22 protein-coding genes are annotated in these 21299 nt (G+C 70.8%); 7 read left to right on the top strand and 15 right to left on the bottom strand.

Annotated elements, in window-relative coordinates; translation table 11 throughout:
- The 4 genes from ACOJSN_RS04465 to ACOJSN_RS04450 form a co-directional block, all read right to left on the bottom strand.
- A partial coding sequence (locus tag ACOJSN_RS04465; protein ID WP_420111309.1) for a hypothetical protein occupies window positions 1–948 on the bottom strand: 948 nt, incomplete at its 3' end.
- Window positions 949–1037: 89 nt separating this feature from the next.
- A complete protein-coding gene (locus ACOJSN_RS04460) occupies window positions 1038–1616 on the bottom strand; it encodes a CG0192-related protein (RefSeq protein ID WP_420111308.1) in 579 nt (192 codons plus the stop codon).
- A gap of 17 nt (window positions 1617–1633) precedes the next feature.
- On the bottom strand, window positions 1634–1858 hold the full coding sequence (locus ACOJSN_RS04455) for a DUF3046 domain-containing protein (RefSeq protein ID WP_420111307.1): 225 nt from the start codon (window positions 1856–1858) through the stop codon (window positions 1634–1636).
- Between the two features lie 58 nt (window positions 1859–1916).
- Window positions 1917–2447 carry a mycothiol transferase gene (locus ACOJSN_RS04450; RefSeq protein ID WP_420111306.1) on the bottom strand — a complete coding sequence of 177 codons (531 nt, stop codon included), beginning with the start codon at window positions 2445–2447 and terminating at the stop codon, window positions 1917–1919.
- Between the two features lie 98 nt (window positions 2448–2545).
- Here ACOJSN_RS04450 and ACOJSN_RS04445 point away from each other — a divergent pair, with 98 nt between their 5' ends.
- The 4 genes from ACOJSN_RS04445 to ACOJSN_RS04430 all read left to right on the top strand — a co-directional run bounded on the left by ACOJSN_RS04445 (window position 2546) and on the right by ACOJSN_RS04430 (window position 9099).
- On the top strand, window positions 2546–7324 hold the full coding sequence (locus ACOJSN_RS04445) for an ATP-dependent helicase (protein ID WP_420111305.1): 4779 nt from the start codon (window positions 2546–2548) through the stop codon (window positions 7322–7324).
- A gap of 146 nt (window positions 7325–7470) precedes the next feature.
- On the top strand, window positions 7471–8061 hold the full coding sequence (locus tag ACOJSN_RS04440) for a biotin transporter BioY (RefSeq protein WP_420111304.1): 591 nt from the start codon (window positions 7471–7473) through the stop codon (window positions 8059–8061).
- Window positions 8062–8138: 77 nt separating this feature from the next.
- Window positions 8139–8321, top strand: coding sequence for a hypothetical protein (locus ACOJSN_RS04435; protein ID WP_420111303.1), 183 nt, complete (start codon window positions 8139–8141; stop codon window positions 8319–8321).
- A gap of 10 nt (window positions 8322–8331) precedes the next feature.
- Window positions 8332–9099: a DNA-formamidopyrimidine glycosylase family protein gene (locus ACOJSN_RS04430; protein ID WP_420111302.1), complete on the top strand. Its 768-nt coding sequence runs from the start codon at window positions 8332–8334 to the stop codon at window positions 9097–9099.
- A 219-nt stretch (window positions 9100–9318) separates the two neighbouring features.
- On the opposite strand, the gene ACOJSN_RS04425 is transcribed toward ACOJSN_RS04430, so the two are convergent.
- From ACOJSN_RS04425 to pgsA, 3 genes are all read right to left on the bottom strand, one after another.
- The gene (locus ACOJSN_RS04425; protein ID WP_420111301.1) at window positions 9319–9627 is read right to left on the bottom strand and encodes a helix-turn-helix domain-containing protein; all 309 of its coding nucleotides are present in this window, start codon (window positions 9625–9627) and stop codon (window positions 9319–9321) included.
- Window positions 9628–9830: 203 nt separating this feature from the next.
- Window positions 9831–10295: a CinA family protein gene (locus tag ACOJSN_RS04420; RefSeq protein ID WP_420111300.1), complete on the bottom strand. Its 465-nt coding sequence runs from the start codon at window positions 10293–10295 to the stop codon at window positions 9831–9833.
- Window positions 10292–10903: a CDP-diacylglycerol--glycerol-3-phosphate 3-phosphatidyltransferase gene (gene pgsA / locus ACOJSN_RS04415; RefSeq protein WP_420111299.1), complete on the bottom strand. Its 612-nt coding sequence runs from the start codon at window positions 10901–10903 to the stop codon at window positions 10292–10294. The genes ACOJSN_RS04420 and pgsA overlap by 4 nt, the downstream gene beginning before the upstream one ends.
- Window positions 10904–10974: 71 nt before the next feature.
- On the opposite strand from pgsA, the gene ACOJSN_RS04410 reads away from it, so the two are divergent.
- Window positions 10975–12366 (top strand): CapA family protein, encoded by a 1392-nt coding sequence (locus tag ACOJSN_RS04410; protein WP_420111298.1) that lies wholly within the window; start codon window positions 10975–10977, stop codon window positions 12364–12366.
- Window positions 12367–12384: 18 nt separating this feature from the next.
- Here ACOJSN_RS04410 and ACOJSN_RS04405 read toward each other — a convergent pair whose 3' ends face one another.
- Window positions 12385–12936 carry a TetR/AcrR family transcriptional regulator gene (locus ACOJSN_RS04405; protein WP_420111297.1) on the bottom strand — a complete coding sequence of 184 codons (552 nt, stop codon included), beginning with the start codon at window positions 12934–12936 and terminating at the stop codon, window positions 12385–12387.
- 110 nt (window positions 12937–13046) lie between these two features.
- On the opposite strand from ACOJSN_RS04405, the gene ACOJSN_RS04400 reads away from it, so the two are divergent.
- Window positions 13047–14270, top strand: a complete 1224-nt coding sequence (locus tag ACOJSN_RS04400) for an FAD-dependent monooxygenase (RefSeq protein WP_420111296.1) — start codon at window positions 13047–13049, stop codon at window positions 14268–14270.
- A 15-nt stretch (window positions 14271–14285) separates the two neighbouring features.
- On the opposite strand, the gene ACOJSN_RS04395 is transcribed toward ACOJSN_RS04400, so the two are convergent.
- The 5 genes from ACOJSN_RS04395 to ACOJSN_RS04375 form a co-directional block, all read right to left on the bottom strand.
- Window positions 14286–14543, bottom strand: a complete 258-nt coding sequence (locus ACOJSN_RS04395; protein ID WP_420111295.1) for a helix-turn-helix domain-containing protein — start codon at window positions 14541–14543, stop codon at window positions 14286–14288.
- Window positions 14503–15135: a hypothetical protein gene (locus tag ACOJSN_RS04390; RefSeq protein WP_420111294.1), complete on the bottom strand. Its 633-nt coding sequence runs from the start codon at window positions 15133–15135 to the stop codon at window positions 14503–14505. Before ACOJSN_RS04390 ends, ACOJSN_RS04395 begins: the two co-directional genes overlap by 41 nt.
- Window positions 15125–15802, bottom strand: coding sequence for a hypothetical protein (locus ACOJSN_RS04385; protein WP_420111293.1), 678 nt, complete (start codon window positions 15800–15802; stop codon window positions 15125–15127). Before ACOJSN_RS04385 ends, ACOJSN_RS04390 begins: the two co-directional genes overlap by 11 nt.
- Window positions 15792–16388, bottom strand: a complete 597-nt coding sequence (locus tag ACOJSN_RS04380) for a hypothetical protein (RefSeq protein ID WP_420111292.1) — start codon at window positions 16386–16388, stop codon at window positions 15792–15794. Before ACOJSN_RS04380 ends, ACOJSN_RS04385 begins: the two co-directional genes overlap by 11 nt.
- A 155-nt stretch (window positions 16389–16543) precedes the next feature.
- A complete protein-coding gene (locus ACOJSN_RS04375; protein WP_420111291.1) occupies window positions 16544–17044 on the bottom strand; it encodes a VOC family protein in 501 nt (166 codons plus the stop codon).
- A 68-nt stretch (window positions 17045–17112) separates the two neighbouring features.
- On the opposite strand from ACOJSN_RS04375, the gene ACOJSN_RS04370 reads away from it, so the two are divergent.
- Window positions 17113–17937, top strand: a complete 825-nt coding sequence (locus ACOJSN_RS04370) for a helix-turn-helix domain-containing protein (protein WP_420111290.1) — start codon at window positions 17113–17115, stop codon at window positions 17935–17937.
- Here the strand turns inward: ACOJSN_RS04370 and ACOJSN_RS04365 are convergent.
- Window positions 17921–20401 carry a DNA translocase FtsK 4TM domain-containing protein gene (locus ACOJSN_RS04365; RefSeq protein ID WP_420111310.1) on the bottom strand — a complete coding sequence of 827 codons (2481 nt, stop codon included), beginning with the start codon at window positions 20399–20401 and terminating at the stop codon, window positions 17921–17923. The genes ACOJSN_RS04370 and ACOJSN_RS04365 overlap by 17 nt on opposite strands.
- 265 nt (window positions 20402–20666) lie before the next feature.
- Window positions 20667–21299, bottom strand: a 633-nt coding sequence (locus ACOJSN_RS04360) for a tryptophan-rich sensory protein (RefSeq protein ID WP_420111289.1), incomplete at its 5' end; no start/stop codon positions are given.

Genomic DNA, 21299 nt, shown 5'->3' with positions numbered 1-21299 from the left:
CCCTTCGTCCAGCTCGGCCGGAATGGTGAGCCCGCAGCCGGTCTCGAGCGCGCTCGAGGACACGCACTCCTCCACCGCACTGGTGACGGCGCCCTGGAAGGCGGCCACACCGTCGTCGTCGAGCACGAACTCGATCGACGGCACGGAGGCGAAGTAGGGCTCGGTGACCTGGAACTCGGGCTCGCCGGTGAGCGCGTAGTAGGTCGTCGTCGTGCCCAGCCGGTACGCACCCGGCAGCAGCGTGAGCTCCGGGCTCGTCAGTGGCACGCCGTTCAGCGTCACCTCCAGCCCCTCCGGCAGCTCGTGGAGCGACGCCTCGACGACGGCGCCGTCGATCAGCCACGTGCCGTCCTGGTTCGGGTCACGCACCTGGTACGCCAGCTCGACGGCCGCGTCGCCGAGCTGGTAGCTCACATCGACCGATGCGGACAGGCTGTACTCGCCTACCTCATCGGGCGGCGTGACCGTGAGATCGGTGATCGGCGCGATCTCCACGGAGGCCGTGAGGATCTCGTCCGTGATCATGGAGGTGTCGACGTCGCCCGTGTCGACGTGACTGAGTGCTGTCGCCGCGTCGCCCGCAGCGAGCGCGTCGAAGAAGCCCTGGACAGTTGCGGTCACGGCGGCAACACGCTCAGCCGCCTCCTGCGCAGCCTGTTCCTCAGCGCGCTGGTTGGCCTGCACCGTGTAGATGATCGCCGCTGCGATCACCCCCACCACCACGAGCACCACGGCCACGACGATGGTCAACCTGCGCTTCCGCTTCGCCGGATCGGTCGGCGGCACCCCACCGGGCGGGCCGGCATAGGCGTAGGCGCCCGGCTCGGGCTGCCACTGCTGCTGCGGAGCCTGCTGTGGCTGGGCCTGCCAGGGTGCCCCAGGCGGCGGGGCCGTCGGCGCCTGCCACGGCTGCGGATCGGTCGGCGACTGCTCTGGCGGCTGCGTCATGCGTTCCCCTGGGTGAGGCTCTGGTTGCGAGGACATCTTGCCAGCCCGCCGACTCGCGCTCCATCACCGCGACGCGGTTGTGTCACGCGCTACTGCACGCGCGCCAGCACGAGGTCGGGCTCGGCGGCTCGCCAACCGATCAAGGCGCCCGAGCCATCCGCGAGATCCGCCTCGACCGCGAGCTGCGGGCTGCGCTCGAGCACCACATCCACGCCGCCACCGCCGGTACCGCGCACCACCATCGTCTTCGCGACCTCCTCGGTGCTGCCGTCTCCGAGTTCCCGCACGAGATCCGCCTCGCTCCCCTGCTCGGCGATCGTCGCGCGCACCACCTCGAGGTAGACCGGATCACCCAGGGCGTCGTAGACGTATCGGGTCCCGAGCACCGAGTGCTCGAGCGTGGCGATCAGGTGGCCGCCGCCGCCGTCCAACGGGGTGCCGCGATACGTCATCGGGACCTGCCAGAGCGGACCGGCCTCCCCCTCCTCCCCCGTGGTCACCAGCATCGTCTCGATGCCGACCTCTCCGGCGGGGTCGTCGAAGCGGAAGCTCGCCACCGGTCGCGGCCTGGCGGGGTCAGAGCCGCGGTACCACGGCTGCTGCGGCAGCCATGCGGCCACCACCTCGCCCTTGGAAGGGACGAGCGTGGCCTTGTGAAGGATCGCCATGCCTCAACCGTAGGGCGTCAGCGACGCTTGGCGGGTTGCCGCCGGTGGTACCACCGCAGCGAGTCCGGAAGCTGCTGGGCGTCGCAGATCGCCTCCCACACGACGCGCGGCGCCTCGCCCTCGGCGAGCGCCTGCTCCCCGGTGCGGTGGTCGAGCGCGCCGAGCACGAGATCGGCCGCCACCGACGTCGCCCGGTTGCCGAACGCCGCCTCCATCGCTGCCCAGAACTCGGAGTGCTTCACGCCACCCAGCCTACGGCGCGCACACGCGCCGCCGACCATCGGGCGAGACCGGCCATCTTCACGCGCGCCGCTCGAGCAGACCCTTGACGTACGCGGCCTGGCCGATGTGCTCGGCGCAGTCGTCGATCACGCTGACCAGCCGCACTGCCGCCGTGACCGGCGGGTCCCACGAGGTGTCCACCACGCGCTCGAGCTCGGCGGCGGTGACCGTGGCGAGATAGCGATCGGTGGCCGCACGCACCGCGCGGTGGTACTCGACCAGCTCGGCGGGCGCGACGCGCACCTGGCCGACATCCTCGCTGGTGTGACCGTATCCATGGGCATCGGGCGGGAACGGGAGACCGAACCGATCCACGAAGCCCTCCGATGTCCACACCTGCTCGGTCCCCGCAAGATCGGCCACGTGATCGTCCTGCACCCGAGTCAGGTGCCACAACAGCCACGCGATCGAGTTGGCCTCCGGGTCAGGTCGCCACACCGCGTCCGCGATCGACAGATCGGCGGCAACGCCGGCCACCCGCTCGGCCACGCGGTCGAAGGCATCAGCAAGCACGCCTCGCAGCGCGGTCACGGCAGGGGTCTCATCCATGCGGCCATCGTCTCGCACGGCACCGACACAGGGCCAGCCACGCGGCCGCCACCCCACCGAGCGCCCACGGTGTCAGTGCCTGGTGACACGATGTCCGCGTGAACACCTCGAGCGCGCCCGCGGACCCGTTGGCGGGGTTCAGTGCGCCCACCCGGGCATGGTTCACGGGCGCCTTCGACGGCCCCACGGACGCGCAGGCAGGCGCCTGGGACGCGATCGGCTCAGGCGAGCACGCGCTCGTCGTCGCGCCCACCGGATCGGGCAAGACGCTCGCCGCCTTCCTCGCCGCGATCGACACACTGCTCACCGAACCGATCCCGGACGACCCCACGCGTCGCTGCCGGATCCTGTACGTCTCGCCGCTCAAGGCGCTCGCCACCGACGTGGAGCGCAACCTGCGCTCACCGCTGGTCGGGATCGGTGCGGCCGCAGCGGCGCAGGGCCTGCAGGCCGCCGATGTCCGCGTGGGCGTGCGCACCGGCGACACCCCGGCCAACGAACGCCGCACCTTCGCGACCAAGCCGCCCGATGTCCTCATCACCACTCCCGAGTCGCTGTTCCTCGTGCTCACCTCCGCGGCGCGCGCCGGTCTCGCGGGTGTGGAGACCGTGATCGTCGATGAGATCCACGCGCTCGCCGGTACCAAGCGCGGCGCGCACCTCGCGCTCTCGCTCGAGCGCCTGGACGCTCTCCTGGACCGCCCTGCGCAGCGGGTCGGGCTCTCGGCCACGGTCAGGCCGGTCGAGACCGTCGCCTCGTTCCTGGCGGGCTCGCGCCCGCTGTCCGACGGCGGTCGGACCACTCGGGTGGTCCAGCCGCCCTCCACCAAGGACCTGCGGATCGATGTCGTGGTCCCGGTTCCGGATCTCGCCGACATTCCAGGCACCCCGATGCTCGACGGCGGTGCTGACCTCCCCGGGCCCGACCTGTCCGGCTCCGCGGCCGGCCCGCTGCCCACCGACCAGCCTGCAGCGGGATCGATCTGGCCGCACGTCACCGATCGTGTGGTCGACCTCATCACCAGCCACCGCTCCACGATCGTGTTCACCAACTCGCGGCGCGGCGCCGAGCGGCTGACCTCGCGGATCAACGAAGTGCAGGCCGCGCGACTGGCGGCCGAGCGTGGGGAGGCGCCGGATCTCGATGCCGGTGCCGCGTGGCCCGCCGCCGCGCAGGCGCAGTCCGGTGCCGGGCTCGCTGTTCCCGCCGAGGCGGTCATCGCGCGCGCCCACCACGGCTCGATGAGCCGCGAGCAGCGCACCAGCATCGAGACCGCGCTCAAGGACGGCACGCTGCGCTCGGTGGTCGCCACGAGCTCGCTGGAGCTCGGCATCGACATGGGCGCGGTCGACCTGGTGGGGCCGGTGGGTGCGCCGCCGTCGGTCGCGAGCGCGCTGCAGCGGATCGGCCGAGCCGGCCATCAGGTCGGCGCCACGTCGCACGGCGTCATGCTGCCGACCCACCGCGGCGACCTGTTGGCAGCGGCCACTTCCGCGGTCCGCGCCCGGGACGGTCATATCGAGGCCGTCAGGGTCCCCGCCAACCCGCTGGACGTGCTGGCGCAGCAGGTGGTGGCGATGGTGGCCACGCAGGACTGGCAGGTCGATGCGCTCACGACGCTCGTCCGCCGGGCGAGCCCGTTCGCCCAGGTGAGCGACGCCGTCGTCGACGGAGTTCTCGACATGCTCGCGGGCAGGTACCCGAGCGAGGACTTCGCCGAGCTGCGCCCGAGGATCGTGTGGGACCGGGTCGCGGGCGTCGTGAGCGGTCGCCCGGGTGCGCTGCGGCTGGCCGCGACCAGCGGCGGCACGATCCCCGACCGCGGCCTGTACGGGGTCTACGTGGTGGGCAGCGAGGCGAGCGCGCGCGGCGGCAAGCGGGTCGGTGAGCTCGACGAGGAGATGGTCTACGAGTCCCGGGTGGGCGACACGTTCACCCTCGGGTCGTCGACGTGGCGGATCGAGGACATCACGCCGGACCGGGTCTTGGTCTCCCCTGCGCCGGGCCTGCCGGGCCGGCTGCCGTTCTGGAAGGGTGACGCGCCTGGCCGGCCCGCCGAGCTCGGCGCCGCGATCGGCGCGATGATGCGGGAGGTCGCCGAGACCAGGTTCGCCACCGACTCGCTCGAGGGCTGGGGCCTGGACGACTGGGCCCGCGACAACCTGCTCGCCTACCTGCGCGACCAGGAGGAGGCCACCGGCCGGCTCGCGACCGACCGGGTGATCGTGGTCGAACGCTTCCGCGACGAGCTCGGCGACTGGCGCGTGGTCATCCACTCCCCTTACGGCGCCGAGGTGCATGCGCCGTGGGCCCTCGTGCTGGCAGCACGGCTCCGCGAACGCTTGGGCGCCGACGTCGCGGCCATGCACTCCGACGACGGCATCGTGCTCCGGTTGCCCGATGCCGAGGCGTCATGGGACACCGAGTGGATCGAAGATGCGAAGCCCACCGAGGTCGCCGTGACCGCCGAGGACCTGCTACTCGACCCGGAGACCCTCACGGGCGAGGTCGTGGCTGCGCTCGGCGGTTCGGCCCACTTCGCTGCCCGGTTCCGTGAGGCGGCCGCCCGCTCGCTGCTGCTGCCGAGGCGCCGCCCGGACCGGAGGCAGCCGCTGTGGCAGCAACGTCAGCGCAGTGCCCAGCTGCTCTCGGTGGCGTCCGAGTACCCCGACTTCCCGGTGGTGCTGGAAGCAGTACGCGAGTGCCTTCAGGACGACTTCGACGTGCCTGCACTCGTCACCCTGATGACCGACCTGCGCGCCCGCCGGATCCGGGTGGTCGAGGTCAGCACGCCCACACCGTCACCGTTCGCGCAGTCGCTGTTGTTCTCCTACGTGGCGCAGTTCCTCTACGAGGGGGACGCTCCGCTCGCAGAACGTCGCGCAGCCGCGCTGACATTGGATCCGAGCCTGCTCTCGGACCTGCTCGGCGAGGGTCTCACCGACGTGGCCGACCTGCTCGACGTCGGTGCCCTCGCCTCGGTCGAGGCCGAGGTCGGCTTCCGCACCGAGCGGGTGCGTGCCAGGGATGCCGAGGGCATCCTCGACCTGGTCCGATTGCTCGGTCCGATCACGACGGCGGAGCTCGCAGCTCGTGCGGTCGAGGCCGAGTCGGTCCCGGGCTGGCTGAGCGACCTCGCCGCTGCGCGGCGCGTGATCGAGGTGCGGGTCGCGGGCGAGCCGCAGTGGGCGGTGGTCGAGGACGCCGGTCGGTTGCGCGATGCGCTCGGGTCGCCGCTGCCGGTCGGGCTGCCGGAGGCGTTCCTGGAGCCGGTGCCGGAGGCGCTCACCGAGCTGGTGCGGCGCCATGCGCGCACGCACGGGCCGTTCCGGGCCGGTGAGGTGGCGTCCAGGCTCGGGCTCGGCGTCGGCGCCGTACTGCCGGTGCTGGCCAGGCTGAGCGACCGTGGTGTGCTGGCCGAGGGCACGCTGCGCCCGGTCGACGCGCACACGCCGGAGACGGCGGCGATGCCAGGTCCCGACTACTGCGACGCCGAGGTGCTGCGGCGGATCCGGCGCCGGTCGCTGGCTGCCCTGCGGGCCGAGGTCGAGGCGGTGCTGCCGGCCGCCCTCGGGGTGTTCCTGCCGGCGTGGCACCACGTCGGCAGTCTGCGGGGCGTTGACGGGCTGGCGGCTGCGGTGGATGCCCTGGCCGGGACGCCGGTGGCGGCGTCCGCACTCGAGGGCCTGATTCTGCCCGCGCGCGTCCGCGACTACGCACCTGAGCTGCTCGACGAGCTCACCAGCGCCGGCGAGGTGGTGTGGGTGGCCGCCGGTTCCGGACCAGGAGCGGATGGCTGGGTCACGCTGCTGCCTGCCGATGCGGTGGCCGACCTCGCGCCCGAGCCCGGCGACCTCGCACTCACCGAGGCCCATGACGCACTGCTGGCGGCGCTGGCTGGCGGCGGCGGGCGATTCGTCCGCGAGCTCGTCGCTGAGGTTCAGGGCGGGTGGTCGGATGCCGCCGAGCCGCCCTCGGGTGCCACGCTGATCGACGCGCTCTGGGACCTGGTGTGGGCCGGCATGGTCACGAACGACACCCTCGCGCCGCTCCGGGCCCGGCTGGGTGCGTCGGCGCGTCCTGGCACGCGCAGCACCCGCCGCGCACGGCCCCGCTCACTGCGCGGCACGGCACTGCGCGCGGCCGCGCTCGGCGCGGGCGGACACGGCTCGACCCACGCTGCGGTGAGCACCCAGGCCACACCGGCGGACGCCGTCGGGCGGTGGTCCCTGGTCGGCGAGCGCGCCGACGAGGCGCGCCGCCGGGCGGCGCGGGCGCTGTCGCTGCTCGATCGCGACGGGCTGGTGGTGCGCGGCACGGTGCCGGAGACGCTGGCGGGCGGGTTCTCGACGGTCTACACGGTGCTCTCGGGCGCCGAGGAGAACGGGCAGGTCCGGCGTGGCTACTTCGTGGAGGGTCTCGGTGCGGCGCAATTCGCGCTGCCCGAAGCGGTCGAGGCGCTGCGCACCGCGGCCCGAGACACCGCAGCGGCACCCGCCATGCTGCTGGCCGCGACCGATCCAGCCAACCCGTACGGCGCGGCGCTGCCCTGGCCGGAGCCGGTGGGGCTGCTCGAGGAGCGCAGCGGGCATCGCCCCGGCCGGAAGATCGGTGCGAGCGTGGTGCTGGTGGGTGGGGCGCCGGTGCTCTACCTCGAGCGCGGGGCCAAGACTCTGCTGTCGTTCACCAGCGACGAGAGCGCCCTCGCAGCCGCGACGACCGAGCTCGCCGCGCACGCGCGTGCCGGCTCGCTCGGCCGGTTCACGGTGAGCAAGACCGACGGTGGACCGGCGCTGACCGCCCACCCGGTCCTGGCTCATGCACTCACCAACGCCGGCTTCATCCCGACCCCACGAGGGCTGCGGCTGCGGAGGTGATCCGGATCGTCGCCGCCGGCGCGTGTCGAGACCATCCAAGCGGGGCCGCGCAACCTTGTCCCGGACCCCTCTCGCCGCCTCCCGCCGGCAGCCGTAACGTCCATGTACGTGCGGCGCGCGGTCGCACGCCGACCACAGGGAGCCGCATGTCGATCGTCGCAGCACAGCAGCCTGTCCCCGTCCTGGCTGACCTCGGCACGAGGTCCCGCGCTCGCGACGCTGCGCTCGTGCTCGGCGGGACTGCGCTGATCGCCGGGTTCTCACAGCTGATCGTGCCGCTCCCGTTCACACCGGTGCCGCTGTCGTTGTCGACCTTCGCGGTGCTGCTGACCGGCCTGGCCCTCGGACCGGTGCGCGCGCTGCTGAGCACCGTGCTGTACCTGGCGCTGGGTACGGCGGGGCTGCCGATCTTCGCCGAACAGGGCTCCGGCTGGGCGTTCGCCTCCTACGGCTACGTGATCGGCTACATCGCGGCAGCGGTACTCGCCGGCGCAGCAGCACGCCGGGGCGCCGATCGCTCCCCGCTCGCCACCATCGGTGCTGCGGTGGCCGCCACCCTGGCCGTGTACGCGCTCGGAGTGCCGTGGCTGATGGCGTCGCTGCAGATCGGGCTGCCTCAGGCGCTCGCGCTGGGCGTGGTGCCGTTCCTGATCGGCGACGCGATCAAGGCCGCAGCGGCCGCGCTGCTGCTGCCCGGCACGTGGCGCCTCATCGAGCGGGATCAGGGCGACGACTGACGAGCGTGTCGCAACCAGGCACACCTCGGCATCGGTCCCTCGTGCACGGCCACGAGACCACAGGCAAGATGGAGCGGGTGAGCCACCCGATCGCCGGCCCGGCGCGACTCGTCCGCCTCCTGCCGACGGAGGTGGACCTGGTCCCGGTCGAGCCGTGCGCCACCGAGCGGACGATCACGGAGTGGTCCGAGCGGATCGGTGCGGAGCGGGTCGACGCGACCACCAGCGCGCTCAGCGAGATCGGCCAGAGCATTGCCTGAGGGCGATGTCGTGCTGCGGACCGCCCGGCGGTTGACGCAGGCGCTGGCGCACGGCCCGCTGGTGCGCGCTGATCTGCGGTGGCCGAGCGTGGCCGGAGCCGACCTGCTCGAGCGCAGCGCGCTCGAGACCGTCAGCCACGGCAAGCACTTGCTGACGCGGCTCGACGACGGCCGCACGCTGCACACGCACCTGCGGATGGAGGGCACGTGGCAGGTACGCCGCACCCAGCAGCCGCCGCAGCCGTGGCGGCAGCACACGGTGCGCGTGGTTCTCGCGACGGCGCGGTGGACGTGCGCCGGGATCTCGCTCGGCATGGTCGACCTGGTTCCGACCTCCCGGGAGCACACGCTGATCGGGCACCTCGGGCCGGACCTGATGGCCGACGACGTCGACGTCGCCACGGCCGCGGCGAACCTGCGGGCACAGGGCGACCGACCGGTCGGCGAGGCCCTGCTCGACCAACGCGTCGCGGCCGGGATCGGCACGATCTACACGAGCGAGACACTGTGGCTACTCCGCCTCAACCCGTGGCAGCCGGCCCGCGAGATCGCCGATCCCGAGGAGGTGATAGCCACGGCGGCGAGGATCATGCGCAGAAGTGCCGATGCGCCGTCGATCACCGCCACAGGCGATCCGCGCCCGGGCCGCGACGCGAACGCCTACGGGCGTGAGCACCAGCCGTGCCGCCGGTGCGGCTCGGCGATCCGGCAGGGTCGGCTCGGCACGCCACCGACCGACCGTGTGACCTACTGGTGCGCCACCTGCCAGGAGCGATGAGGACCGGTCGACTCCCGCACCACGATGCTGGAGCGCAGCAGCGGCACCGACGTAGCCGACCGAGGTGCGACCGAGCGAGGCGAGGTGCTCCAGCAGCTGCCGAGTCCCGGTCTCGAGATCGGGCATCAGGCTCGGCGAAGCCGTCCCAGCGCAAAGAAAACACCCCGCACAGGGCGGGGTGCTGGCGATGCGGGTTCAGCGGACCCGCATCGGGAGAACTCAGCTGACGCCGGCGAGCTCCTCGTTGGCGACATCGCTGAAGTTCGGGGGCAGAGCATCGGGGATCAGGATCCCCTCGAGCAGCGCCACACGGTCGGAGACCTCGCGCAGCACGATCGAGACCGGAAGGTCGAGGGCATCGCAGATCGAGAACAACAGCTCCGAGGACGCTTCCTTCTGGCCGCGCTCCACCTCGGACAGATAGCCGAGCGAGACGCGGGCGGCCGAGGAGACCTCGCGGAGGGTCTTGCCCTGACGCTGGCGGGCAGAACGCAGCACATCCCCGATCTGCTGACGGAGCACGATCACCGGCTTACCCTCCCCTCGTTCTTGACCCGCAGCTGGTGCTACGGGCGATGCGATAGTCCTACGGTACCCCGGTCGCGTGACAGACGCGTTTCGCACGTCCACGTTTCGACGAATGGGACGTAGCGATCCGGAGTATCGCGGGGGCAAGGTGTTCTTCATCATCACCGGGTCCAACGCGAACCGCCGCGCCGTTGTTCCCTCAGTCAGCCGAGTACCGCTCCGCGTAGCAGTGCCGCCGCCGCACGCACCGTGGCCTCTCGGAGCTGATCCCGGCCACCGGCCAGCTTGAGCGGACGGACCGAGGCTCGCTCCGCCGTCGAGACGGCGATGAACACGGTGCCCACAGGCTGCCCGGACTGCGGAGCCGGGCCGGCGACGCCGGTCGTGGCGACGCCGACCGTCGCGCCGAGAAGGTCGCGCACGCCGTCGGCCATCTGGTGGGCGACCATCGGGTCGACCGGGCCACGGGCGGCGAGCAGGTCGGGGTCGACGCCGAGAAGGGTCGACTTGAGCTCGGTCGCGTAGGCGACCACGCCGCCGCGAACCACCGCCGAAGCTCCGGGCACCCCCACCAGGTAGGCGGTCAACGCACCTCCGGTCAGCGACTCCGCGACCGCGACCGTGAGCCCTGCGGCCGCCAGGCCACGGATCAGCGGCGCTGCGGTCATGTCGCGGATCTACCGGCTCGGACGATGCGCGCGGCCTTGATCACGTAGTCGACGGCGGTGGCCACCGCGATCAACGTCGCTGCGTACAGGATGACCATGCCGAGCCAGTACATGATCGCTCCGAACGGCTCGGGCAGCAGGTTGACCCAGTCGACCGTGAGGACGGCGAGCGCCACCATCTGCAGCACGGCCTTGAGCTTTCCGCCACTCGAGGGTGCGATCACCTCGTGGCGCGCCAGCGCGGACTTCAGCGCCATGATGCCGAACTCGCGCACGATCAGCACGATCGTGACCCACCATGGGACCTCGCCCAACCACGAGAAGATCAGCAGGGCGGCGACCACGAGGATCTTGTCGGCCAGCGTGTCCAGCATGGTGCCGAACTTGGTGATCAGCCCGCGGGTCCGTGCGATGTGCCCGTCCCAGCGGTCCGTCAGCGCGGCGATGACGAAGACGACGCAGGCGGCGATCCGGGAACCGACCGTATCTTGCGCGAGCAGCACGCCGTAGACCGGGACGAGCAGGATCCGCACCATCGTGAGCGCGTTGGGCAGGTTCCAGTTCGAGACGGGCGGCACCTGCGTGCCCTGGTCTGCCTGCTCACTCACCGGGCCAGGGTAACGGCGGCACCTGGATCTCCTGACCGTTCGGTGGGGCCGGTGCCAACTACACTCGTCGCGTGTCACAGCCGCCCACCCGACGCCCCCGACGCAAGCGCGGACTCGGTCGGATCCCACCGGCGGCTCGCCTGCCGATCACGTTGCTGCTGGTCCTGGTACTCGTCATCGGGGCGGGAGCGATCGCGCTGCTCGGGCCGTGGCGTGACCGGACCGGGGAACCCGGCGACGCGAGCAGCACGCCTGAGCCGACGCCGTCCACACAACCGAGCGAAGAGCCGAGCAGCGAGGAGCCGAGCACCCCCGCCGTCGAGGACGCGACCTTCACGATCGGTGCGGTCGGCGACGTGCTCCCCCATGACACGCCGATCGCGACGGCCGCCGCCGACGCCGAGGGCGGCGGCTACGACTTCCGCCCGATGCTCGAGGCGACCCGCCCGTACAGCGAGGGCGTCGACCTGATGCTGTGCAACTTCGAGGTGCCCCTGTCGATGCCGGGCGAGACACCCTCGGGGTATCCCTCGTTCGGAGCGCCCGAGGAACTGGTGGGCAACCTCGCTGATCTCGGTTACGACGGCTGCTCGACCGGCACCAACCACACGCTCGACCGCGGCGCTGACAACGCGATGTACACGCTCGACGTCTTCGATGAGCACGGGCTCGGGCACGCCGGGTCGGCGCGGTCGCAGGAGGAGGCCGACGCGCCCCAGCTGTACGAGATCGAGCGGGGCGGGCAGACGATCACGGTGGCGCAGATCGGCGGCTCGTACGGGACCAATGGCATCCCCGTGCCCGCCGATGCGCCCTGGGTGATCTCGACGTTCAGCCCGGACATCATGGACCCGGGCAACTACGACCCGAGCGAGCTGATCGCGCAGGCGACCGCGGCGCGCGAGGCCGGGGCCGACCTGGTGGTCGCCACCATCCACTGGGGCGTCGAGTACCAGCTCGCGCCGAACGTCGAGCAGACCGCGATGGCGGACGCCCTCGCGGAGTCGGGTCAGATCGATCTTGTGGTGGGCACCCATCCGCACGTCCCCCAGCCGTTCGCGAGGCTCGACGGCGGCCCGGACGGGGACGGCATGTGGGTCGCCTGGTCACTGGGAAACTTCATCTCGAACCAGGATTCCAACTGCTGCATCAGCCAGACCGCCACCGGGCTGTTCATGACCGCGGCCGTGTCGAAGCCGGCCGAGGGCCCAGCGCGCGTGACCAGGCTGACCTGGACCCCGATCACGGTCGACCGGGTGGGCCAGCAGCGCGCCTATCCCCTGCTGGATCTTGTCAACGGTGACCGTCCGGGGATCCTGGCGCTGTCGGAGTCCACGCTGCAGCAGCGGCTGGGCGAGGTCGAGGCGATCATGGGTGAGTCGACGGGGGCAGAGTTCCCGTTGCTCGGCGCGCCGTCGGAACCCACGGGCGATCAGCCCACAGTGGTGCCGCGGGTGCCGTGACCGGCGCAGGCCCTCCGTTCACTCCCCGAGGGCGCCCGCCGCTGCCGCCACGGCGGCACGGCGGAGCTCTGCGGGCGGCGTGTCGGGGAACATCACCGTGCAGTCGGCCAGGCCGCCGACGGCGACCGTGGCACGGATCTGATCTGCCGGATCGGCGTCCGCGCCGACGAGCAGCGCGATCAGCCGATAGCGCCACTCCACGATCGTGCCGACGCCGACCGAGTCGAGGGCCGCGGGCTCCTGGACGATGAGCCGGCTCACGTCGCGATGACGTAGCAGCAGGTCGACGTAGGACTCGAGGAACGCGGTGCGGTCTCCGCCGCGGGGACCGGACTGCTGCGCACCGAGGAACTCCTGGATGTCGTCGACGAAGGGTTGCAGCAGGCTCAGCACGAGCTCATCGCGCGAGGCGAAGTGATAGTAGAGCGCGGGCTTGGTGAGCCCCAGCCTGTCCGCGATCTGCTGGAGGCTCGTGCGCTCCAGCCCGGCGGATGTGAACAGCTCCAGGGCGACCGCCTGGATCCGGGAACGGGTATCCGACGTTCGCCGGGCGCGTGCCGGGGTAGCCATGCGAGCGATGGTAGCCGTCTACTGACCGGTCAGTAGAAAGATGCTAACCTCACGTTCTACTTACTGATAAGTAAAACTCGCCACGTCGCGACCGGAGGAGGAACGAGCCGATGGCACACCGCGTCCTGATATCGGGAGCCTCGGTCGCCGGACCGATGCTCGCTCACTGGCTACGCCGCGCCGGCCTGGACGTCACCGTTGTCGAGCGGACGGCGGGCGCGCGGACTGCCCTCAGCGGGCATGCGGTCGACCTGTTCGGTCCCGCGGTCGACATCGCCGAGTGGGCGGGCGTGCTGCCTGCGATCGAGGCCGCCCGGACGCACAGCGAGGACCTCTGGTGGGAGCGGCCGGGACGCGCGACGGTGGAGGTCGACGTCGCCCGGCTCGCTGCCGGCATGGCGGACAGGCATGTGGAGGTGATGCGCGGGGAGCTCGTCCGGATCCTCCACGAGCACACCCGTGACGGCGTCGAGTACATGTTCGGGGACTCGATCACGTCGATCGAGACTGACGCCGACGGCGTCGACGTCACGTTCGAGCGGGGCGCACCACGTCGGTTCGACCTCGTGGTCGGCGCCGACGGGCTGCACTCGAATGTGCGGCGTCTGACGTTCGGTCCTGAGGAAGAGTTCCTGCACGATCTCGGCGGCCACGTCGCGGTCTTCAGCGTCACGGGGAGCACGCCGGACGAGCTGGGCCCGCCCGGCACAACGAGAACGTATGCAGAGGTCGATCGACTGTCCGTCGTCTATCCGGTGCGGCAGACCGGCCAGACGCGCGTGGTGCTGCTGTGGCGTGGACCCGCAGGCAGCCATTCTCGTCGCGACACCGAGGCGCAGCGGCGAGCGGTGCGGGCCGCGTTCTCGGGATCGGGCTGGCTGCTCCCCGACCTGCTGGAGCGCATGGAGCACTCGGACGACCTCTACGTCGACACGATCAGCCAGGTCCGGATGCCGACGTGGTCGCTCGGACGGGTGGCCCTGGTCGGCGATGCGGGCTACTCACCGGGGCCGGCGATCGGAGGAGGCACGAGCCTGGCGGTGCTCGGTGCCTATCTGTTCGCCCAAGAGTTGGCCCGCGCCGGCGGCGACCCCGTGGTGGCGTTCCCTGCCTACGAACGTCGACTCGCTGAGCCGGTCCAGGCGTTCCAGCAGATGGCTCCGAAGCTGATGCAGTCGGGCCTACGCACCTCGCGGGCGCAGGTGGCCACCTCAGCATGGATCCTGCGGGTCTGGGCAAGGCTGCCGGTGCGATTGCAGCGCGCCATCTCCTCAGCACAGGGCGGACCGGCCAAGGCCTTCGAGGGATTCCAGGTCGAGCCGCCCGCAGCGTGAACGCGCCACCACCAGTCAGCGAGGGCCGACCGAGAAGAGGTCTCCCGGCGTCACGGCGAGCGCGTCGCAGATCGCGGTCAGCGTGGTGAACCTGATCGCCCGCCCGCGGTCGTTCTTGAGCACCGACAGGTTGACGACCGTGATGCCGGTGGCCTCCGCGAGCGCCGCGAGCGTCATCCCCCGCTGCTCCAGCAGCCGGTCAAGGTGACAGACCACGCGGTGGTCCGGCTCGTCAGATGACACCTTCGGCGTCCTTCTCGAGGCCTGCGCCATCCCGCAGCGCAAAGACGAAGGCGAACGCGAGCAGGCCCAGCGCCACGAGAAGCACGGGAACGCTGAATGTCTGGATATCGAGCTCGACCCACGTCACTCCGAGGCCCCATACCGACACCTTGAGGACCTCGGCCGCAACAGCGTTGAGCACGAAGAAGACAGCGCTGCCGACTGTCAGAACGATGCTCACTGCCGCGAGATTGCGTCGCGCGCGACCGCTGAACGACCGCCCCTGGGCCACCTCACGAAGGACAGCGATCATCAGGAACGCGGCCACCAACAGCATGGCGGCATGTATCACCTCTGGTGCCGCGCACAAGAGCCGTGTATACCAGGGCAGGTCGCCCACCCCGACCGGGACGTCACCCCGGGTGACCGCAGTCACGACCTGTGCGAGGTCGGTCAGACCGACCGAGACGTCGGCGCGCTCGCCGCCCGTTCCCGAGGCGCTCACGATCGCGACGGCACGCCAAAGCGCTCTGATCCCGTTGGCCACGGCGAGCAACCTGATCAGCCACGCTGCAGTCCGTGCCGCCTCAATGCGCGCGGCTGCCGGCCCCTCCCGGAAGGCGCCGGATGATTCAGATAACACCCTCGACCTCCTTTTCGAGCTGGGCGCCATCCTTGAAAGCCCACCGCAGCGCGAAGGCGACGAACCCTAGCGCGAGCGGCAACCACGTGATCACGGGCAGTTCGGTGCCCATGCTCGTCGACGTCCGCCCCCCTTCCGCTCGCACGCTCTCGGCGAAGACCCAGGTCTCGAACGAGATTCGCCAGATCGCGAGGATGTCGAGGACGGTCACCGCGACCGAACCGGCGACGAGCAGCAGCGCGATGCGACCAAGTCGACGCTGGATGGCAAGACTGAAGGACCGACCGTCGCCGATCTCCACCAGCACACGCATGAGCAGGAATGCGGCGCCGGCGAGCATGAGTGCCTGCACCAAGCCTGGTGCAGCGGACAGCAGTCGCACCCAGACCGGCAAGTCGAGCACGGTCATGGTTGCGTCGCCGGTCTGGTCGAACTGGATCAGCTGCGGGAGCGAGTCGAGCTCTCGCGGATAGTTCGGCCCGTTCGTCATCCAGACCCATCCCCAGATGATCGAGGCCGCGCCGAGAATCCCCGACAGGGCGACGAACACGCCGAGCACCGACACCAGCCGCGCAGGTCCCATCGTTGATCGACGGCGACCCTTCGCCTCGTGGACCACTCCGCTCGCCCGTCGGCCGAGCGGAGCAGTGTCGCGATCAGATGACACCTTCGGCCTCCTTCTCCAGGGCGGCACCATCGCGGATGACCCAGCGGAATGCGGCGGCGATGATGCCCAGAGCAAGTGGCAGCCAGGGGATCGTGATGTGCGGCCCGAAACTGATCGCGTAGTCGGGCTCGACCGCCTGCGTGGCAACCTGGAACGCTTCCACCTCCCTGCTCAGCACCCAGCTGGCGGCAAAGTCGAGCAGGAGACTGATCACCGCTGAGACGATCAGCGTCGCGCTGATGCGGCGCAGGTTGCGCTCAGCGGACCCGGCGAACGAGCGGCCGCCGGCCACCGATACCAGGACGGGTGAGAGCAGCAGCGCCGAGACACCCAGACCGCAGGTCACCACGACTGCCGGTGCAGCACACAGCAACCGCACCCACAGCGACAGGTCCCCCTGTCTCATGATCACCGTGCCGGTCTCCTCGAGCCATGCCACCTGCGGCAGGCCGGCGATGCTCGGGACCGAAGCGATGGCGGCCCCCACCGCCGCGAGGACCGCCCACAGCAGTGCAAACACCCCCATCAGCCACACGAGCTGCTGCGCCCGCAGCGTCGTTCTGACCCGCGTGTCCCGCTTCGCCATCGCCGCCACCCCTATCGTTATTCGATGCTATCGACAAACGATATGGAAGCACGGGCGTGCGCGCAAGCCCTCCTGGAACGAATCGCACGCTCGGTGCCGTGGCAACCGGTTGTCTCGGCCGGTTCGGCGCATCGAGCGCGCGATTCGTTCCCGCGTCAGCCCTGCTGAGCCGCCCACTCCGCGACCCGGCGGGCGCTCTCTTCCTCCGAGAGGTCCTCGACGCGGGTCATGATCGACCAGCGCACGCCGAAGGGGTCGCGGACGCTCGCGAAGCGGTCCCCCGAGACGAACGTGGTCAGCGGCTCCCGCACCGTGGCGCCGGCAGCCTCGGCACGAGCAACCACGGCGTCGGCGTCCTCGCAGTAGAGGCCGAGGGAGTAGCAGTCGTCGTCGCCCGCGGGCGACGGAACGAGGTGGTAGTCGGGCATCGGCTCGCCCAGCTGCAGCTGGCCGCTACCCAGGTCGAGCACCGCGTGGACCAGCACGCCACCCATCTCGGTCACGTCGACGACGCGCGCACCGAAGACGTCCCGATAGAACGCGACCGCTTCCCGCGCCCGCGGCACCGCGATGAACGGGGTCAGGCTCGTGCTCCCCTTCGGGATGCCGTGGTCGGTGTAGGTGCCGTGCGCTGCGGTGGTCTGCTCTGTGTCCATGTGCGCGACGCTACGGACGCGCCGACACATACGACTTGGAGATTCGCGCCAACGCGGCGCTGTCACACGTGCGACGTAACCTGCTCGGCGTGGAGCCCGACCCGATCGCGAGCAGGCGTGGCATCCTCTACCCCGCTCGCCTGCCGACCTTCACCCGAGTCCCCGCACCTGAACCGGTGCGCCCCTGGGTGCGGTGGTTCTGGATTCCCGAGTGGGACATCGAACCGGGCCGCACCTCACGGCAGCAGGTCATCGCCTACCCCGCCTCCAACCTCGTGGTGCAGCACGATCGGACGATGATCTCCGGTCCCACCACCCGCGCCTCGCACCGCGACCTCACCGGACGCGGCTGGGCGGTCGGTGCGCTACTGCACCCCGCCGCCACGGTTCTCTGCATGAACGGACCGGCCGCGCTCGTCGACGATGAACGTCGCCTCGAAGCCCCAGACCTCACCTCAGGGGTGCACGAGGCGATGGGCAGCGCCGATCCGCAGACCCGCCACGCAGCGGCGATCGCCGCATTCACGGACTGGCTCACGCGCACACTCCCCGAGCCCAGCCCAGAGGCCCTGCTCGCCAACCGCATGGCCGACCTGCTCGATGGCGATCCGACCATCCGCACCGTGCCGCAGGCCGCCGCAGCACTGCATGTCTCAGCCCGCACTCTGCAACGGCTCGCACACACCTGGGTGGGCCTCCCGCCCTTGGCGATGATCCGCCGTCGACGTATTCAAGAAGCAGCCGAGACCTTGCGTGCCCAGCCCGAGACCGACCTCGCCACCCTCGCAGCCGACCTCGGCTACGCCGACCAGGCCCACCTCGCGAACGACATGCGCACGATGCTCGGCGTCACCGCGACCGGCTACCGACGCGACCTCACCGACGGTCGGTGAGGTCCCAGGCGTCCTCGGACTCGCCGTCCTCGTCGTCGCCGTCGTGATACTCGACGGCGGCGGGCGGGTCGTCCTCACGAGCCGACCAGTCCTCGTCGTCCTCGGCGCCGTCGTCGTCACCACCACGAGCCGGACCCGGCCCGTCGCCACGAAGCATCGCGAGCGTGGCGGGTAGGTCATCGGGCTGCACGAGCACGTCCCGCGCCTTGGACCCCTCCGACGGCCCCACGATCTCGCGGGACTCGAGCAGATCCATGAGCCGCCCGGCCTTGGCGAACCCGACGCGGAGCTTGCGCTGCAGCATCGACGTGGACCCGAACTGCGTCGAGACCACCAGCTCCGCAGCCTGGATCAGCAGCTCGAGGTCGTCGCCGATGTCCTCGTCGACCTGCTTCTTGGCAGTGGCGACCTGGACGTCCTCGCGGTACGTCGGCTGCATCTGCTCCTTGACGTGCGTGACGACCGCGTGCACCTCGGACTCGCTGACCCACGCACCCTGCACGCGCATCGGCTTGCTCGCCCCCATCGGGAGGAACAGCGCGTCACCCTGGCCTATGAGCTTCTCGGCACCGGGCTGGTCGAGGACCACGCGGGAGTCGGCGAGCGACGACGTCGCGAAAGCCAGCCGCGACGGCACGTTGGCCTTGATCAGACCGGTGACCACGTCGACCGACGGGCGCTGCGTGGCAAGCACCAGGTGGATGCCTGCCGCGCGAGCCAGCTGCGTGATGCGCTGGATCGAAGCCTCGACGTCGCGCGGGGCGACCATCATGAGGTCAGCGAGCTCGTCGACGATCACCAGCAGGTACGGGTACGGCGAGAGCACCCGCTCCGAACCCGGCAGCGGCTTGACCTTGCCCGCACGGATCGCGGCGTTGAAGTCGTCGATGTGCTTGTAGCCGAACTGCGCCAGGTCGTCGTAGCGCGCATCCATCTCGCGCACCACCCAGTCGAGGGCCTCGGCGGCCTTCTTCGGGTTGGTGATGATCGGCGTGATCAGGTGCGGGATTCCCTCGTAGATCGTCAGCTCGACCCGCTTGGGGTCGACCAAGACCATCCGGACCTCTTCCGGCGTGGCTCGCATCATGATCGAGGTGATCATCGAGTTCACGAAGCTCGACTTACCGGCGCCTGTGGCACCGGCCACCAGGATGTGCGGCATCTTCGCGAGGTTGGCGACCACGTAGCCGCCCTCGACATCCTTGCCGACGCCGATGACCATCGGGTGCTCGTTGCGTCGCGCCGGCGCGCTGCGCAGCACATCGCCGAGCGAGACCGTCTCGCGGTCGGCGTTCGGGATCTCGATACCGATCGCCTTCTTGCCGGGGATCGGCGAGAGGATCCGCACGTCCGCACTGGCGACGGCGTAGGCGATGTTCTTGCTCAGCGCCGTGACCCGCTCGACCTTGACGCCCGGGCCGAGCTCCACCTCGTAGCGGGTGACCGTGGGGCCGCGGGTGAACCCGGTGACCTGGGCGTCCACGTCGAAGTCGGTCAGCACGGCCGTGAGGGCCTCGACCACGCGGTCGTTGACGGCGGAACGCGTCTTGTGCGGGGCGCCCTGCGCGAGCGCCTCGTCACTGGGAAGCGTGTAGACGAGGTCGGGTGCCAGCGTGAGCTGCTCCGCCCGCTGCGGCAACGGCTTGGTGGGCGGCGGCGTGAGCTCGTCCTTGGACGGCTTCTCGTCGATCACCTCGGTGAGACCGCTGACGTCGACCGGCGCCTCGCGGTCCTCGGGGTGGGCGAACGCCTCGTCGCCCGAGTACGAGCCCTGCTCGATCTCGGGCGCCTTGTCCGCCTTCCTCTTGCGCGGCTTCTTCGCCGGGCGCTCGGCCGCCTCGAGCTCCGCTTCCGGGGCAGCATCCGGCTCGTCGTCGTCGACGTCCTTGCCGCTGATCCAGTCGAGCCCCTGCCGGAACCGCTGCGGGATGGCCGCCACCGGCGTGGCCGTGACCACCAGCAGGCCGAAGATCAGCAGCAGCACCAGCACCGGCACGGTCACGTAGACCGTCAGCGCCGTCGACAGCGGGTTGGCCGCGACCCAGCCGAGGAGACCACCAGCATCGAAGACCTGCTGCCACGCAGGCGGGTCAGGGAGGCCGTTGGCCACGGCGAGGAACCCGGCGATCGCCGTCGTGATGGCGGCGAGCCCGATCGAGATGCGGCCGTTCACCTCGGGACGATCCGGGTGACGCATGAGCCGGATGGCGAAGAAGAGCAGGATCACCGGCACGACGATGCCGAGCATGCCCACGGCGCCGGCGATGCCGGCGTGGATGATCTCTCCGGCCGTGCCGGAGAGGCCGAACCACTCGCGCACGGCGACCACCACGGCCAAGCCGAGCAGCAGGAAGGCGACGCCGTCGCGGCGGTGTGCGGGGTCGAGGTTCTTGGCGCTGCTACCCACGCTGCGAGCGGTCCCTCCTGCGACGTGTGCGGCCCCCATCCAGATGCCCTTGAGCATCCGCACCGGGAGCGCAGGCTTGTCCGACCGCGCGGGCGGTCTGCTGGTGGGCTTCCGCTGACCGGAACGCGAGGAAGACGACGGTGACTTGCCTGTCTTGGCAGCCTTCGTCGTCGTGCTGGTCTTGCGTCCTGGTGCGGCGGTCCGTGCGGGGGAAGACGTACGGGTCGCCATCTGTCTATGGCCTCCTACCCAGGCGTGTCTGAAGGCACACCTGACGGGTTCTACTGAACCACTCCGAGCCGACTGGCCGGGTGAGCGACACTCAGGAGGATCCCAGCGAAGGACGTGCGCGGCGGATTCGCGCGACGACGGTGAGCGTGACCACCGCGAGCGCCGCGGCGCTCGCTGCCACCCCGACGACGGTCGAGGCCGGTTGGTCGGTGAGTCGCCCGATCGCGATCCATGCCAGCCCCCAGGCCATGGCCGCGGCGACCGCGAGCCTGCCACCGACACGATGGGCCAACAGCGCAGCGACCGCCACAGCGACGCCGAGCACGAGCACACCGACCCACTCCCCTGCCGCCCCGGGGAGCTCGACGCCGGAGTCGACGAGCGCCGCCGTCACGTTCGCACAGGTCGCGACCGCGACCCAGCCCGCGTACAAGCCGAACGTCCCATCGACAACGACCCGCTCCGCCGTCGACCGGGCCGGCCGACCGGCCAACCCGACGAGGATGCGTCCCAGCACGACCATGAGGAGCGCGATGACGACGACGCTCGCCCAGATCCAGCCCTGCTGCGTCACGAGCAGCCAGGTCGCGTTGAGCAGCATCGACAGCGCGATGAGCCAGCCGGTCCGACGGGTGCGCTCGGTCACGGCGTTCGCCGGCATCCACTGCCACACCACGTAAGCGGCCAGCCCGAGGTAGATCACCGACCAGATGGAGAACGCCGG

It is taken from the genome of Pseudactinotalea sp. (assembly GCF_048594945.1).
Taxonomy (GTDB): Bacteria; Actinomycetota; Actinomycetes; order Actinomycetales; family Beutenbergiaceae; genus Pseudactinotalea.
Note: the sequence above shows the minus strand (reverse complement) of the source record. Positions and strands in the feature narration are given on the sequence as shown.

Bases quoted from the DNA above. Each gene is read 5' to 3' on its own strand.
- ACOJSN_RS04460 (WP_420111308.1), bottom strand. From the start codon at position 1,616: ATGGCGATCCTTCACAAGGCCACGCTCGTCCCTTCCAAGGGCGAGGTG.
- ACOJSN_RS04450 (WP_420111306.1), bottom strand. From the start codon at position 2,447: ATGGATGAGACCCCTGCCGTGACCGCGCTGCGAGGCGTGCTTGCTGAT.
- ACOJSN_RS04440 (WP_420111304.1), top strand. From the start codon at position 7,471: ATGTCGATCGTCGCAGCACAGCAGCCTGTCCCCGTCCTGGCTGACCTC.
- ACOJSN_RS04420 (WP_420111300.1), bottom strand. From the start codon at position 10,295: ATGACCGCAGCGCCGCTGATCCGTGGCCTGGCGGCCGCAGGGCTCACG.
- ACOJSN_RS04405 (WP_420111297.1), bottom strand. From the start codon at position 12,936: ATGGCTACCCCGGCACGCGCCCGGCGAACGTCGGATACCCGTTCCCGG.
- ACOJSN_RS04400 (WP_420111296.1), top strand. From the start codon at position 13,047: ATGGCACACCGCGTCCTGATATCGGGAGCCTCGGTCGCCGGACCGATG.
- ACOJSN_RS04395 (WP_420111295.1), bottom strand. From the start codon at position 14,543: ATGGCGCAGGCCTCGAGAAGGACGCCGAAGGTGTCATCTGACGAGCCG.
- ACOJSN_RS04380 (WP_420111292.1), bottom strand. From the start codon at position 16,388: ATGGCGAAGCGGGACACGCGGGTCAGAACGACGCTGCGGGCGCAGCAG.
- ACOJSN_RS04375 (WP_420111291.1), bottom strand. From the start codon at position 17,044: ATGGACACAGAGCAGACCACCGCAGCGCACGGCACCTACACCGACCAC.
- ACOJSN_RS04365 (WP_420111310.1), bottom strand. From the start codon at position 20,401: ATGCTCAAGGGCATCTGGATGGGGGCCGCACACGTCGCAGGAGGGACC.